This window comes from Halomonas binhaiensis, assembly GCF_008329985.2.
In the GTDB taxonomy this organism is placed as follows: domain Bacteria; phylum Pseudomonadota; class Gammaproteobacteria; order Pseudomonadales; family Halomonadaceae; genus Halomonas; species Halomonas binhaiensis.
The window spans coordinates 44,481-57,970 of the sequence record NZ_CP038437.2 but is presented as its reverse complement, the minus strand read 5'-3'; the positions used below and the strand labels follow the sequence as shown (position 1 = coordinate 57,970).

Sequence of the window (13,490 nt, the reverse complement as noted above, 5' to 3'; positions counted from 1 at the left end):
GGAATATATAGAGCACCATTCTCAAGGAGCTGGCATGAGCAAGTTTGCCCTGGAAGAAGTTCTCAGTGTGCATCACTGGAACGACAGCCTGTTTACCTTCCGCACCACTCGCGATCGCAGCCTGCGATTCAAGAATGGTCAGTTCGTCATGATCGGCCTCGAAGTGGCAGGCAAGCCGCTGATGCGCGCTTATTCCATCGCCAGCCCGAACTACGAAGACCACCTTGAATTCTTCAGCATCAAGGTCCCGGACGGCCCCCTGACATCTCGCCTGCAGCACCTCAAGGTAGGCGACCAGATCATGGTCAGCCGCAAGCCTACCGGTACCCTGGTATGTGACGACCTGCTGCCGGGCCGTAACCTGTACATGTTGTCCACTGGTACCGGCCTCGCTCCCTTCATGAGCCTGATTCAGGACCCGGAAGTCTACGAGCGCTTCGAGAAAGTGGTACTGGTGCACGGCGTGCGTACCGTCAGTGAGCTGGCCTACGCCGACTTCATTACCAAGGAACTGCCTGCCCACGAGTACCTGGGTGAGGAAATCGCCGAGAAACTGGTCTATTACCCCACGGTGACCCGCGAAGACTTCCACACCATGGGACGCCTGACGGATCATATCCGCAGCGGCAAGCTGACCACTGACGCAGGCCTTCCGGCCATCGATCCCAAGCAGGATCGTGCCATGATCTGCGGCAGCCCGGCCATGCTCGACGAGACCAGTGCCCTGCTCGACGAACTCGGCTTCAACATCTCTCCGCGCATGGGTGAGCCCGGCGACTATGTGATCGAGCGCGCTTTCGTCGAGAAATAAGTCGGCACCAACCGCCGTCGCACTCAGCGATTCATCACGAAAACCCCGAGCGTCAGCTCGGGGTTTTCGTGTTTTCGGCAAGCGTCAAACCAGCCGCTGCCCCGATACACTCGGATGAAACAACGGCTGAACACTGTTGCCATCAGGATCCAGGCAATAAAAGCTGCGCCCGCCATCCGCATGATCATGTGGACCACGGGTGATATGAACGCCAGCAGCAGCCAGGTAGTCATGCCAGGCATCGACATCCTCTCGCTGGTCGACGACAAAGCCAAAATGGTCGAGACGTTGCGGATCTCCCCCGGTCGGTTCCTTTGCACGACTGAGGGAAAAATTGTCGTTGCCCAGCGTCAGATAGACCAGGTCCGCATGGGCACGACGCAGGATGCGCATTCCCAGAAAGTCGACATAAAAACGCTCACAAGCCTCGAGATCCTGGACCTGTAGCGCAATGTGGCGAATGCCATTCAGAGGGGCGGGACGAGACATGTTGCGAGCTCCTGATAGGTTGGATACTGTTTGTGTGGAAATATTTTCCAAATACCGCAGTCTGCGCGGAATGATGCAACCACGCAACCCACCCCATCAGGAGCCAAGATGTACTGTATTATTGTCAGAACACAATTGAAGCCCGGCAACCGGGAAAGCTTCCTTGCTGCCATGCTGGAAAATGCCCAGGCGTCGGTACGCGAGGAACCCGGCTGCCTGGTGTTTGACGTCATCGAGGATCGCGAGACACCTGACTGCTTCCACCTGTATGAAGTCTATCAGGATGAGCAGGCACTGGCGGCCCACAAGGAAACACCGCACTATCGGGCATCCCGCCAGATAGTGACGCCCTTGATCGATTCCCAGAGCGTGACACGCGCGGATGTCCTGGCCTTGAACCCAGAACGGTAAGGGAACGCTGCATCAGCGCTGATGACAAATGGCTACTCGCAACTCAGCGCAGCATTATGGAATACCGGCGTCTTGCGTAGAGATCTTGCCCTGGAGGTAAAATGAAACCCGAGGACCTGGAACGGTTGGTGGCACTGCGTATGCCTTTCGGAAAATACGAGGGCACATTGATCGCGGACCTGCCTGGCCCCTATCTCAACTGGTTTGCCCGCGAGGGATTTCCCCAAGGTGAGATTGGCCGCCTGCTCGCCATCATGCACGAAATTGACCACAACGGCCTGAGCTACCTGCTGGAGCCGTTGCGCCGGACAGCCGGCATAACCACGCACTCTTGATGGAGACTGCTGCCCACGCGCCAGCGCTATAGAAGATGTGATATGCCTGCCCTGGTCGCGTTCATGGTACCTGAGCGTATCGTGAACGCGGCCAACAGCCCTGCATGATGGTTCGGATCAGCGTGATGCTTACACGGCGTCCTTGTCGACTTCACCTGTACGAATACGGATCACTTTCTCCAGCGCAGTGACGAAGATCTTGCCATCGCCAATCTTGCCGGTATTCGCAACAGAGGTAATCGCATCGATGACCTGGTCGACCATCCCATCGTCCACAGCGACCTCGAGCTTCACCTTGGGCAGAAAGTCCACCACATACTCAGCACCACGATACAGTTCGGTGTGGCCTTTCTGACGGCCGAAGCCTTTGACTTCCGTCACGGTGATACCCTGGACGCCGATTTCCGAGAGCGACTCGCGCACGTCGTCGAGCTTGAATGGCTTGATAATCGCGGTCACCAGCTTCATGGTGTCTTCCTCTTCCTGTTCTCTGGGGAAGGCCTGTCACCGCTTCATGCGGTCCAAGGCTTTCCGTAATGAAGGTGGCTTGCAATATACAACAGCACACCTGACGGATTCTGAGACCAAGCATACCCCTGCCGGGCAGAAATAAAAAAGGCCCCCGAAGGGGCCAGGTGGAGCACGCCAGCTCACTGGTGTCGCTGGTAACCTCAAGGTTACTTCTTGGCGACGTTAAACTCGGGATAGGCTTCGAGACCACATTCGGCCAGATCGACGCCTTCATATTCTTCTTCTTCGCTGACACGGACACCCATGACAGCCTTGATGATCAGCCACACGATCGCACTGGCCACGAATACCCAGACAAAGATTCCTGCGATACCGATCAACTGAGCACCGAAGGTAGCGTCAGCATTGTTCAGAGGTACCGCCAGGACGCCCCAGATCCCCGCCACACCATGGGCAGAAATCGCACCAACCGGGTCATCAAGGCGCAGCTTGTCGAGAGAGATAATGGATAGCACGACCAGCAGGCCGCCAAGTCCACCGATCAGAGTAGCGCTCAGGGCACTCGGTGAAAGAGGGTCGGCAGTGATGGAAACCAGGCCAGCAATGGCACCATTCAACGCCATGGTCAGGTCAGCCTTGCGGAACAGCACTTTGGCCAGCACCAGGGCAGCAAGCACACCTCCAGCCGCTGCAGCGTTGGTATTCACCAGCACCTGAGCCATGTGGTTGGCTGAAGTCACATCAGACACCTTCAGCTCCGAGCCACCATTGAAGCCGAACCAACCCAGCCACAGGATGAAGGTACCCAGCGTAGCCAGCGGCAGATTGGCACCAGGAATTGCGTAGATGGCACCGTCCTTGCCGTACTTGCCACGACGCGGGCCAAGGATCAGCACACCGGACAACGCCGCGGCAGCACCCGCCAGGTGCACGATGCCAGAGCCTGCGTAGTCCGAGAAGCCCAGCTCGGACAGCCAGCCGCCACCCCAGGTCCAGTAACCGGAAACCGGGTAGATGAAAGCGGTCATGACCACGGCGAAGGCCAGGAAAGCCCACAGTTTCATGCGTTCAGCCACGGCGCCTGAGACGATCGACATGGCCGTTGCGACGAACACGACCTGGAAGAAGAAGTCTGCACGAGCAGAGTAGTAGGGGGCATCTTCACCGCCTGCAAGCACTGCATCGACGGTATTCTCATCCCCCAGCAGGAAGCCCAGGCTGGGCAGGAAGCCGCCAGCATCGGACGAATACATGATGTAGTAACCAATCAGCAGGTACATGGTGCAGGCAATGGCAAACAGCACGATGTTCTTGGTCAGGATTTCGGCGGTGTTCTTGGCTCGGACAAGGCCGGCCTCGAGCATGGCGAAGCCTGCGGCCATCCACATGACAAGCGCGCCACAGACAAGGAAGTAGAACGTATCGAGCGCGTAGCTCAGTTCACTGATGTCGACCATTGATATTCTCTCTGTAATGTCGGGTCGGTACGGAGCAAAAAGAGCCGCAAATCAAACAGCGTCAGAACCGCGTTCACCGGTTCGTATGCGAATGACATCTTCCAGAGCGGTGACAAAAACCTTCCCGTCACCGATCTTTCCACTGTTGGCGGCATTGCAGATAGCTTCCAGGACCGTATCCAGACGCGACTCGTCGATGGCGACTTCCACTTTCACCTTGGGTAAAAAATCGACCACATACTCGGCACCACGATACAGCTCGGTGTGGCCCTTCTGGCGGCCGAAGCCCTTGACCTCAGTAACGGTAATCCCCTGGACGCCGTTGTCTGCAAGTGCCTCGCGCACGTCGTCCAGCTTGAAGGGTTTGATGATGGCAGTGATCAACTTCATGATGGCGATGCTCCCTCTTACAGGGGGTTAGCGGCATGATGCCGTACAGTGCATGTTATGCATTGGTTAAGCGCAAAGTGTGCCAACAACACAAGAACCCCATTATTTTTAGATAGTTATCGCCAATCCTCGACATGATTTCAGATGCAGAAGTGAAAAGGCCCGAACGCCACGCACCAAGATAGTGCTTTGCATAAACGAACGCGCTCCACGAAGGGGCAATTCTTTTGGCAGTGCAGCATGCCCGTCATCAAAATAAGCCCTTTTGGTGAAATGCACGCCAATACATGAGCGTGTCCGAGCTCGGCATGACGCATGCAGCACTCGAGTTAATACGAAAACATGCGTGGGGGTCTGGGGTTGCGTATCCTGTACGACAACAGCTGTTTACATTGAGGAGAAGCATCATGGTCACCCACGAGCGCATCAGCCGCTTGGCACAACAAATTGGAGAGCGTCTGCAGGGTGCGTCTCAGGCCCCGGAAGACATCCAGAAGGGTGTACAGCAGGTGGTAAAAGGCGCCTTCGACCGTCTTGAACTGGTTTCTCGCGAAGACTTCGACATTCTGATGGATGTGCTGCAACGCACGCGCAGCCGAGTGGAGGCACTGGAAAAGCAGGTCGCCGCGCTTGAGACCTTGATCGAGCAGGGCGCCAACTCAGCATCCACCGATGGCGCCAAGGAAAAAGGCACGACACAAATTGGCGAACAAGAATCCTGATATAAAGAATCCTGATGATATAGGAAACGCCTGACATACAGCGCACCATACTCGCGTCATTATCATTCGGACAGTGATCTGGCGAGGGAACGCCCATGACGCTAGCCGTTATCTCGACGCGGGCGGGCTTGGGGCTGGATGCCCCTGAAGTACAGGTGGAAGTACATCTGGCCAACGGACTACCCGGTATGACCTTGGTAGGACTGCCCGAAACAGCAGTAAAGGAAAGCCGGGAAAGAGTACGCAGCGCGCTGACTACTTCTGGTTTCGATTTTCCATTGCGCCGAATCACTCTCAACCTGGCGCCCGCGGATCTGCCCAAGGAAGGGGGACGTTTTGATTTACCCATCGCCCTGGGTCTACTGGTAGCCTCCGGCCAGCTCCCCAATGAAGCGCTAAATGGCCTGGAATGTGTTGGTGAGTTGGCCCTGGATGGCCACCTGCGTCCTGTTACAGGCATTCTTCCTTTTGCACTTGCCACCCGCCGAGCCGGCAAACGCTTGATTGTTCCAGTGGATAACGCTGACGAAGCCTCCCTCGTCGATGGATTGGAGATACTGCCAGCCCGACACCTGCTGGAGGTCGTGGCACATCTCAATGGCCAGTCCCTCATTCCTTCGCATGTTTTTCACGGTGCAGGAACGCCCCAGGCCGAAACACTAGACCTGGCCGATGTCCGCGGCCAGCACCAGGCTCGTCGAGCACTGGAAATAGCGGCAGCAGGAGGCCATAACCTGTTGTTTGCCGGCCCCCCCGGTACTGGCAAGACCCTGCTGGCCAGCCGCTTGCCAGGCATTCTTCCGCCCCTGAGCAAGGACGAGGCCCTGGAAGTGGCTGCCGTTCGCTCTGTGACAGGATTGCCTCTGGAACAGGACTGGGGACGGCGCCCCTTTCGTGCTCCGCACCATACAGCCAGCGCCGTGGCGCTGGTAGGGGGCGGTGGAAAGCCCCGTCCAGGGGAGATTTCCCTGGCCCATTTGGGCGTGCTGTTTCTAGATGAGCTGCCGGAGTTCAGCCGCCATGTGCTGGAAGTCATGCGCGAGCCGATGGAGTCCGGCGAAATTCATATTGCCCGCGCCAGCCATGAGCGTCGCTATCCAGCACGTTTCCAGCTGGTAGCCGCGATGAACCCCTGCCCTTGTGGGCATCTTGGCGATCCGCGCCAGTCATGTGTCTGCACCGCCGCACAAATCCAGCGTTACCAGTCACGCCTTTCGGCTCCCTTGCTGGACCGTATTGACCTGCAGGTAGAGGTGCCCGCCATTCCTGCAGCACAACTGACATCGACACAGCAAGGAGAGTCATCGCATACAGTGCGCCAGCGTGTGCAAGCGGCCCGAGAGCGACAACAGGAACGCGGAGGGCTCAATGCTCAGCTCTCCGGCCGAGCGCTAGATGATGCCTGCGGCCTGAAAGCCGAAGATCGTGCATGGCTGGCCGAAAGCCTGGAACGCCTGAAGCTCTCGGCCCGTGCTTACCATCGAATATTGCGTGTTGCCCTGACCCTGGCAGACCTTTCCGAGCTCAAGTATCCGGGCCGCGAACAACTGATCGAAGCTATCGGCTACCGCCAATTGGACCGGATGCTGAAGCGAGGATGAGGCGGCTGAAAAAGGTCAGGAAGACGCCACTTCATACAGCTCGATGGGCGTACCATCCGGATCACAGAAGAAGGTGAAGCGTGCGCCTGTATATTCGTCAATGCGAATGGGCTCAGGCACAACGCCGCGCTGTTCGAGCTGCACCACGCAGGTATCAATATCCGTGGTAGCCAGAGCCAGATGACGCAGGCCACAGGCCTCTGGATAGCTGGGCCTGGGTGGCGGCGAGGGAAAAGAGAACAGTTCCAGCTGTATGCCGCCAGGTAGCATGAGATCAAGCTTGTAGCTGTCGCGCGCTTCGCGATAGACCTCGTTCAATACCTGGGCACCGAGCACATCGATATAAAAGCGCCTGGATTTATCGTAATCGGCAGTGATCAAGGCAACATGGTGGACACAGCTCAGCGGTAACGTCATGAAATCAGCTATTCCTTGGCAAAAAGACTTTTCGCATGCCAGCGAGGGCCAGAGCCAGCATGACACCCGCCCCCGCTCCTAGCGCATTGGCCAGAATATCTCCGAGATCTCCTCCCAGGCGACCAGGCACAAACATCTGAGCCAGCTCAATCAATACGCCATAGGCAAAGGCAAGCCACCAGGCACGCCAATGGCGACGTATGGTGCACCAGACCAGAAATGACAGGGCCGCATAGCCAACGAAGTGATTGACCTTATCCCAGGGCATTTGTTCAGGCAGGTCATCGCCTGGCATCAGGCTACCCCAGCCGATCAGCGCTGCCACAAGCAGCGCCAGCAGCATCCAGGCTATCTGACTACGACGCAATATCCACATGTCACACACCGCCTGCGTCTCAGCCGACAGCAATCTGCCGATGGTAGTTCGGGCTCAGCTCATGCAATGCGTCCATGAAGGCCAGGACATTGTCAGGATCAGTGAACTGGTTGATACCATGTCCCAGGTTGAACACATGGCCAGGACCGTGCCCAAAGCTATCGAGAATACGCCCAACTTCGGCACGAATGGCAGCGGGGCTGGCAAACAACACATTAGGATCCATGTTGCCCTGCAACGCGACCTTGTGACCGACCCGCGCGCGCGCACTGGACAGTTCCGTGCTCCAGTCCAGACCAAGGCAGGTGGCACCGGTCCGCGCCATATCCTCCAGCCATTGCCCACCGTTCTTGGTGAACATGATCACAGGCACCGGGCGTCCATCGTGCTCCTTGATCAAGCCGGCGATGATCTGCTCCATGTAGCTCAAGGAAAACTCGTGATAGGCCGGAGTGGAAAGCGCCCCTCCCCAGGTATCGAAAATCTGTACTGCCTGGGCTCCTGCACGAATCTGGGCATTGAGATATTCGGTGACGGCCTGGGCAAGCACATTAAGCAGCTGGTGCATGGCATCCGGGTTGCTGTAGAGCATGGACTTGACGTGCCTGAAATCCTTGCTCGAACCACCCTCGACCATATAAGTCGCCAGTGTCCAGGGGCTGCCAGAGAAGCCAATCAGCGGGACTCGTCCATTCAGCTCACGGCGGATGGTGGTAACCGCGCGCATGACATAATCGAGATCGCGTCCCATATCCGGTATTGTCAGCGCCGCCACGTCTTCGGGGGTACGTACCGGTTTATGGAACTTTGGCCCTTCGCCCGCTTCGAAGTACAGTCCGAGCCCCATGGCATCGGGAATGGTCAGAATGTCCGAGAACAGGATCGCGGCATCCAGTGGGTAACGTTCCAGTGGCTGCAAGGTGACTTCACAGGCTCGCGCCGTATCACGACACAGGTCCATGAAGCTACCGGCTTGACCACGTACTTCACGGTACTCAGGCAGATAACGGCCGGCCTGGCGCATCATCCACACCGGAGTACGGTCTACCGGCTGGCGCGCCAGAGCGCGCAGAAAGCGATCGTTCTTGAGTTCCATGCTGACGTCATCCGCGGACAAGAATGTCGCTCGATTGTACCTTATGAACAACCATCATGATGACGATTCGTGAGGGTTACGTCTTATCCTGATAGAATGATCGCCCACCTGTCGGCTTAGCCGTGGTCTAGATTTCGAGGTACCCCGTGACGATCCGTTTCATCGCCGCCTCTCGCCTGCCCACTCCTTGGGCCACTTTCACCATGCATGGCTTCGAAGATGAAGCCACTGGCAAGGATCACGTTGCCTTGACACTCGGCAAGCTGGATGACGGCCAGCCAGTGCTTGGTCGGGTGCATTCCGAGTGCCTGACGGGGGATGCGTTGTTCTCCATGCGCTGTGACTGTGGCTATCAACTCCAGGAAGCCATGAAGCGTATCGCAGACGAGGGACGTGGCGTCATTCTCTATCTGCGCCAGGAAGGCCGTGGTATTGGCCTGCTGAACAAGATCCGGGCCTACCACCTACAGGATCAGGGTGCAGATACCGTGGAAGCTAACGAGCGCCTTGGCTTCGCTGCCGACCTGCGCCGTTATGACCTGTGTATCCCGATGCTCGAACATCTGGGGGTCAATGGATTACGTCTGATGACCAATAACCCACGCAAGGTCGATGCCCTGACACAAGCCGGCGTGGATGTGGTGGAGCGCGTCTCTCTGACGACGGGCCTCAATCCGCATAATGAACATTATCTTTCCACCAAGGCAGGCAAGCTTGGCCACATGATGGCACTGGATGACTTCCAGCTGGCAGATGATGTGGATATCGAACGCAAGCCCTGATGGCTATTTTCAAGATAGCTATTCCCAAACTCCTGCTGAAACTACCCCAACAGTTGACCAGCCCCTCTTCAATTGCGCTGGCCTCTTCGTAAGCTGACCTCTTCGTAAAGAGTTATCACAAAAAGTAGCTGATCAGTAAAAAACGCTGCCGAGAGCTGATCCTGGCGGCGTTTTTTGCTGCTGGGACAGCAATAGACATATCTAATCAGCTCGATTAAAATAGATAGTTAGTTAACTAACAAAAAGAGCCGCATAATGGCCTCCATCAGCCCACTTCTCTGATTGGAGAGACAAACATGAAAACCAAGATCGCACTTTCCGCCCTGCTTATCGCTGCTCTGCCCCTGGTGGCTCAGGCCGACCCTGCCACAGAACGTGCTCTGTCCCTGAACCAGGGCCAGCCCAGCGCTGAACAGTCCACTGCACAAGGCAATTTCGAGCCCACTCATCTTTCCGGCAGTGCTGCCATGGTCAAGGCACGTCAGAAACTGATCGAAGAGCAGAACCACGCCACCGAGTTCACTGTTGGTGAACTGAGCCTGGCTCGCGAAGCTACAAACAGCTGATTGGTTACTTCTATCAAGAAGTCCTTTCCGTACGGGGAGTTCCCATTCTTATGGGACTCCCCGGTAATTTCAGGACTTGTGCCTCAGACGTAAATCAAACAGGTCCTTGCGACGATCCTTGAGGTTGGTCACAGACCCCTCATTACGCACCACCATCAAGCGAGACAAATCAAGATCCGAGAACATGATCATCTCGGTATTCGGCGTTGTCTCGGCCATCACTGCATCATGTGGGAAGGCGAAATCCGACGGTGAGAAAACCGATGACTGGGCATACTGAATATCCAGGTTCTCGATGGACGGTACATTGCCTACGCTGCCACACAAGACCACGTAGCACTCGTTTTCAATAGCCCTTGCCTGGGCACAATGGCGCACACGCAGATAGCCATTCTTGGTGTCCGTCCAGAACGGCACGAACAGAACATCCATGTCCTGATCAGCCAGAAGTCGCCCCAGCTCAGGAAATTCCACGTCATAGCAGATCAGAATGCCAACCCGACCGGCATCAGTGTTGAATACCTGCAGGTTGCTTCCCCCTTCAATCACCCAGTCCCGGCGCTCCTGAGGCGTGACATGCAGCTTGCTCTGGCTCTCCAGCGTGCCATCACGGTGGCACAGGTAGGCAACGTTATAGAGACGTCCGTCCTCTCCTTCCTCGATCATCGACCCGGCAACGATATTGATATTGTACGCCACCGCCATGCGGGACATTTCAGTCTTGAAATGTTCGGTAAACCCGGCCAGAAAGCGGATTGCTGCCATTTGATCCTGCTGGGCCGCACGATCCTGCAGGCCCATCAACGGAGCATTGAACAGTTCCGGGAATACAGCGAAATCACTTTGATAACCGGACAGTGCATCAACGAAATACTCCACTTGCTGCAGGACGGCATCGACCGAAACGAACTCTCGCATCTGCCATTGCACCGCACCTACACGCACTTGTGTGGGGCGGCTCTCGAGCATCAGTTCAGCCGGCTCATAAAGAATGTTGTTCCACTCCAGCAGAGTGGCGTACCCCTGTGACTTCTCATCTTCAGGCAAATACTTGCGCATCAGGCGCTTGACCTGGAAATCATTGGCCAGCTGGAAGGATAGAATGGGATCGTGCAGTTCTCTGCGTGCCACCTTGTCAATGTATTCACGCGGAGACATTTCATCGGAAACGTTGTGATACTCGGGGATACGGCCGCCCGCTAACACAGCCCTGAGATTGAGCTGTCGACATACCTCCTTGCGTGCCTCATACAGCCGCCGGCCAAGACGATAGCCACGATAGGCGGGATCAATCAGCACATCCATGCCGTACATGGCATCACCATCGGCATCATTCTGAATGGTGTCACGCTGTCCGATGAGGTCATCATAGCGATGCGGGTTGGAAAACTTGTCGTACTTCACCAGTGCCGTCAGGGCAACACCCACCAGCTTCTCGTCATCTTCTATGACGATCTGTCCATCCGGGAATTCACTGATCAGCTTTTCTATGGTGCGCTGTGGCCATGCGCCACCAATGTCGTGGTAGACCTGATCCATGAGCCGCTTGAGCTGCGGGTAATCTTCTGGTGTCAGGTTGCGCAGGTTGAGCTGGAGATTATCAAGGGACATGGCACATCTTCCTCCAAAGACTTACCGCAAGACTACCATGCTCATGGATCAGCCCCTTTACACTCCGCCTCGTACTAGCGCAACGGCATAAGCTTCGGGCCATGCCGCGCAGAAAGAGCAAATGACAGCGACAACCTGCCAGCGGTATATAAACAAACATCCGGCACCTGCATGACAGGTACCGGATGTTGGTGGCGTCGTTATCGGTCTTCGGCCGCTCAGTTGAGCCGTGCCTTCCCTGCCATACCAGGCTGCCAGAGGGCTCTCAGCAGCAGCGCAATACTCACCAGAGATGCCACACCGACAAGGGCTCCGATCAAGGTGCCGAAGAGGCCAGCCACAAAGAAGGCCAGCATGCCCGATACTCCTGCCGTCGCCGCATAAGGCAACTGGGTGCGCACATGATCGATGTGGTCACAGCTGGACCCTGCCGAGGACAGGATGGTGGTATCGGAAATCGGTGAACAATGGTCGCCGAAGATGCCTCCACTGAGCACAGCAGCGATAGCCAGGGCCATCGGCAGATCCATGGCAGCAGCTACCGGCATCGCGATGGGTATCATGATCGCGAAGGTGCCATACGAAGTGCCCGTGGTGAATGCCACCACGGCGCCAATCGCGAACAGCAGGACCGGCACCAGACTTGGCGAAATGTTGGCTTGTGCCAGTGTCACCAGGTAATCCGCGGTTCCCAGCTCAGAGGTCACACTGCCGATGGACCAGGCCAGTGCCAGAATGATGTAAACCAGCGTCATGCTCTTGATGCCATCGACAAGGATGTCCATGGCCTCACGAAATCCGAAGAGCCGCTGTTGCATCCCCATGCCCAGGCCAACCATCACGGCAAGCATGGTAGCAATCAGGATCGACTGGCCCCCATCGGCATTACCTACAGCAGTGACCAGGTCACTGTTGCCATAGTCGCCTGTCCATAGAAACAGAGGTGGAATCATCACCAGCAATACCGCTATCGGCACCAGCATGTTGCGCTTCTTGGCCGTCTCTTTGGGTGCATGCAGCGCCATGGCTTCGGTATCGGACGGAGGCTTGGCGCCATCCTCCATCAGCTTGCCGGTTTCCCGGGCACGACGCTCGGCATGCGCCATAGGACCAAAATCCCACTGTGTGACAACAATCAGCACAATCATGCCCAGCGCCAGCCAAGCATAGAAATTCAGCGGAATCGTCGACAGGTAGAGTAAATATTCGGAACCACTGATATCCATCTGCGTCATCTGGGTTCCGATCAACCCCATGACGAACACCACCCAGGTGGATACCGGACCCAGCAGGCACATGGGAGCCGATGTCGAATCGACGATATAGGCCAGCTTCTCGCGAGACACTTTCATGCGGTCGGAAATCGGCCGCATGACACTGCCTACTGTCAGTGCATTGAAGTAGTCCTCGAAGAAGATCAGCATGCCCAGCCCCAACGAGGCGCCCTGGGCACCACGAGCGGTGTTGACCTTGCGTGAGATGGCCTGGGCAATGGCATGCGCGCCACCTGTACGCTGCAGGACACTGATCAACACCCCGAACAAGCCACAGTAGATCAATACCGTGGCATTCCACTCGTCACCGATGCTCGGCACGATGAAGTCGGAAAAACTGTTATAGAAGCCAGCAGCCGGATTGTAATCCGCCAGCATGGTGGCACCGAGCCAGACGCCGCAGAACAATGCGGGAATCACATTACGCGTTGCCAATGCCAGCACAATGGCCAGCAACGGTGGCAGCAGGGAAAAGAGTCCGAAGGACATCGGAAGTCTCCAGGGTTCTTGTCGATATTCGCGAATAAAGCAGCCTGAATGCCTGCATTTCGTGACACCTGGCACAAGCCAAGGTGGGGAACAGCGGGGCATCCTAGGTGTTACCGACACAAACGGCAACCTCGATGTCACATCCTTGGAAACAGGTGTCCGGGAAGAGACTTCCCGGACATGCTTCTTCTT

General features: G+C 56.5%; 16 protein-coding genes. 7 read left to right on the top strand and 9 right to left on the bottom strand.

Going from position 1 to position 13,490, the window contains the following annotated elements:
* Nucleotides 1-34 precede the first annotated feature (34 nt).
* Complete coding sequence (locus E4T21_RS00280; RefSeq protein ID WP_149282467.1) at nucleotides 35-811, top strand: ferredoxin--NADP reductase; 777 nt, start codon at nucleotides 35-37, stop codon at nucleotides 809-811.
* A gap of 84 nt (nucleotides 812-895) precedes the next feature.
* Here E4T21_RS00280 and E4T21_RS00275 read toward each other — a convergent pair whose 3' ends face one another.
* Complete coding sequence (locus tag E4T21_RS00275) at nucleotides 896-1,300, bottom strand: VOC family protein (protein ID WP_149282465.1); 405 nt, start codon at nucleotides 1,298-1,300, stop codon at nucleotides 896-898.
* 108 nt (nucleotides 1,301-1,408) lie between these two features.
* Here E4T21_RS00275 and E4T21_RS00270 point away from each other — a divergent pair, with 108 nt between their 5' ends.
* A complete protein-coding gene (locus tag E4T21_RS00270) occupies nucleotides 1,409-1,711 on the top strand; it encodes a putative quinol monooxygenase (protein ID WP_149282464.1) in 303 nt (100 codons plus the stop codon).
* Nucleotides 1,712-1,812: 101 nt separating this feature from the next.
* Nucleotides 1,813-2,046 (top strand): DUF3820 family protein, encoded by a 234-nt coding sequence (locus E4T21_RS00265; RefSeq protein WP_149282462.1) that lies wholly within the window; start codon nucleotides 1,813-1,815, stop codon nucleotides 2,044-2,046.
* A 129-nt stretch (nucleotides 2,047-2,175) separates the two neighbouring features.
* Here E4T21_RS00265 and glnK read toward each other — a convergent pair whose 3' ends face one another.
* From glnK to E4T21_RS00250, 3 genes are all read right to left on the bottom strand, one after another.
* Entirely contained in the window at nucleotides 2,176-2,514 is a 339-nt protein-coding gene (glnK, locus tag E4T21_RS00260; protein WP_149282460.1) for a P-II family nitrogen regulator, read from the bottom strand.
* Between the two features lie 209 nt (nucleotides 2,515-2,723).
* Nucleotides 2,724-3,974, bottom strand: a complete 1,251-nt coding sequence (locus tag E4T21_RS00255; RefSeq protein WP_149282457.1) for an ammonium transporter — start codon at nucleotides 3,972-3,974, stop codon at nucleotides 2,724-2,726.
* Nucleotides 3,975-4,025: 51 nt separating this feature from the next.
* Complete coding sequence (locus E4T21_RS00250; RefSeq protein WP_149282455.1) at nucleotides 4,026-4,364, bottom strand: P-II family nitrogen regulator; 339 nt, start codon at nucleotides 4,362-4,364, stop codon at nucleotides 4,026-4,028.
* A 407-nt stretch (nucleotides 4,365-4,771) separates the two neighbouring features.
* Between E4T21_RS00250 and E4T21_RS00245 the strand changes: the two genes are divergently transcribed.
* Nucleotides 4,772-5,086: an accessory factor UbiK family protein gene (locus tag E4T21_RS00245; RefSeq protein WP_149282453.1), complete on the top strand. Its 315-nt coding sequence runs from the start codon at nucleotides 4,772-4,774 to the stop codon at nucleotides 5,084-5,086.
* Between the two features lie 95 nt (nucleotides 5,087-5,181).
* On the top strand, nucleotides 5,182-6,687 hold the full coding sequence (locus E4T21_RS00240; RefSeq protein ID WP_149282450.1) for a YifB family Mg chelatase-like AAA ATPase: 1,506 nt from the start codon (nucleotides 5,182-5,184) through the stop codon (nucleotides 6,685-6,687).
* Nucleotides 6,688-6,702: 15 nt separating this feature from the next.
* Here E4T21_RS00240 and gloA2 read toward each other — a convergent pair whose 3' ends face one another.
* The 3 genes from gloA2 to hemE are packed head-to-tail and all read right to left on the bottom strand — an operon-like array spanning nucleotide 6,703 to nucleotide 8,576.
* Nucleotides 6,703-7,104 carry an SMU1112c/YaeR family gloxylase I-like metalloprotein gene (gloA2, locus tag E4T21_RS00235; RefSeq protein ID WP_149282448.1) on the bottom strand — a complete coding sequence of 134 codons (402 nt, stop codon included), beginning with the start codon at nucleotides 7,102-7,104 and terminating at the stop codon, nucleotides 6,703-6,705.
* Between the two features lie 4 nt (nucleotides 7,105-7,108).
* Complete coding sequence (locus E4T21_RS00230) at nucleotides 7,109-7,480, bottom strand: VanZ family protein (protein WP_149282446.1); 372 nt, start codon at nucleotides 7,478-7,480, stop codon at nucleotides 7,109-7,111.
* A gap of 19 nt (nucleotides 7,481-7,499) precedes the next feature.
* Entirely contained in the window at nucleotides 7,500-8,576 is a 1,077-nt protein-coding gene (gene hemE / locus E4T21_RS00225) for a uroporphyrinogen decarboxylase (RefSeq protein WP_149282444.1), read from the bottom strand.
* Nucleotides 8,577-8,722: 146 nt separating this feature from the next.
* Here hemE and ribA point away from each other — a divergent pair, with 146 nt between their 5' ends.
* Entirely contained in the window at nucleotides 8,723-9,358 is a 636-nt protein-coding gene (gene ribA / locus E4T21_RS00220; protein ID WP_149282442.1) for a GTP cyclohydrolase II, read from the top strand.
* A 296-nt stretch (nucleotides 9,359-9,654) separates the two neighbouring features.
* Nucleotides 9,655-9,924 (top strand): hypothetical protein, encoded by a 270-nt coding sequence (locus E4T21_RS00215; protein WP_149282440.1) that lies wholly within the window; start codon nucleotides 9,655-9,657, stop codon nucleotides 9,922-9,924.
* 69 nt (nucleotides 9,925-9,993) lie between these two features.
* On the opposite strand, the gene E4T21_RS00210 is transcribed toward E4T21_RS00215, so the two are convergent.
* Nucleotides 9,994-11,535 (bottom strand): bifunctional GNAT family N-acetyltransferase/carbon-nitrogen hydrolase family protein, encoded by a 1,542-nt coding sequence (locus E4T21_RS00210; protein WP_149282437.1) that lies wholly within the window; start codon nucleotides 11,533-11,535, stop codon nucleotides 9,994-9,996.
* 218 nt (nucleotides 11,536-11,753) lie between these two features.
* The gene (locus E4T21_RS00205; protein WP_149282435.1) at nucleotides 11,754-13,298 is read right to left on the bottom strand and encodes a Na+/H+ antiporter NhaC family protein; all 1,545 of its coding nucleotides are present in this window, start codon (nucleotides 13,296-13,298) and stop codon (nucleotides 11,754-11,756) included.
* Between the last annotated feature and the right edge of the window lie 192 nt (nucleotides 13,299-13,490).

Bases quoted from the DNA above. Each gene is read 5' to 3' on its own strand.
- E4T21_RS00240 (WP_149282450.1), top strand. From the start codon at position 5,182: ATGACGCTAGCCGTTATCTCGACGCGGGCGGGCTTGGGGCTGGATGCC.
- E4T21_RS00215 (WP_149282440.1), top strand. From the start codon at position 9,655: ATGAAAACCAAGATCGCACTTTCCGCCCTGCTTATCGCTGCTCTGCCC.
- E4T21_RS00280 (WP_149282467.1), top strand. From the start codon at position 35: ATGAGCAAGTTTGCCCTGGAAGAAGTTCTCAGTGTGCATCACTGGAAC.
- E4T21_RS00255 (WP_149282457.1), bottom strand. From the start codon at position 3,974: ATGGTCGACATCAGTGAACTGAGCTACGCGCTCGATACGTTCTACTTC.
- gloA2 (WP_149282448.1), bottom strand. From the start codon at position 7,104: ATGACGTTACCGCTGAGCTGTGTCCACCATGTTGCCTTGATCACTGCC.
- hemE (WP_149282444.1), bottom strand. From the start codon at position 8,576: ATGGAACTCAAGAACGATCGCTTTCTGCGCGCTCTGGCGCGCCAGCCG.
- glnK (WP_149282460.1), bottom strand. From the start codon at position 2,514: ATGAAGCTGGTGACCGCGATTATCAAGCCATTCAAGCTCGACGACGTG.
- E4T21_RS00210 (WP_149282437.1), bottom strand. From the start codon at position 11,535: ATGTCCCTTGATAATCTCCAGCTCAACCTGCGCAACCTGACACCAGAA.
- E4T21_RS00265 (WP_149282462.1), top strand. From the start codon at position 1,813: ATGAAACCCGAGGACCTGGAACGGTTGGTGGCACTGCGTATGCCTTTC.
- E4T21_RS00250 (WP_149282455.1), bottom strand. From the start codon at position 4,364: ATGAAGTTGATCACTGCCATCATCAAACCCTTCAAGCTGGACGACGTG.
- E4T21_RS00245 (WP_149282453.1), top strand. From the start codon at position 4,772: ATGGTCACCCACGAGCGCATCAGCCGCTTGGCACAACAAATTGGAGAG.
- E4T21_RS00270 (WP_149282464.1), top strand. From the start codon at position 1,409: ATGTACTGTATTATTGTCAGAACACAATTGAAGCCCGGCAACCGGGAA.
- E4T21_RS00230 (WP_149282446.1), bottom strand. From the start codon at position 7,480: ATGTGGATATTGCGTCGTAGTCAGATAGCCTGGATGCTGCTGGCGCTG.
- E4T21_RS00275 (WP_149282465.1), bottom strand. From the start codon at position 1,300: ATGTCTCGTCCCGCCCCTCTGAATGGCATTCGCCACATTGCGCTACAG.
- E4T21_RS00205 (WP_149282435.1), bottom strand. From the start codon at position 13,298: ATGTCCTTCGGACTCTTTTCCCTGCTGCCACCGTTGCTGGCCATTGTG.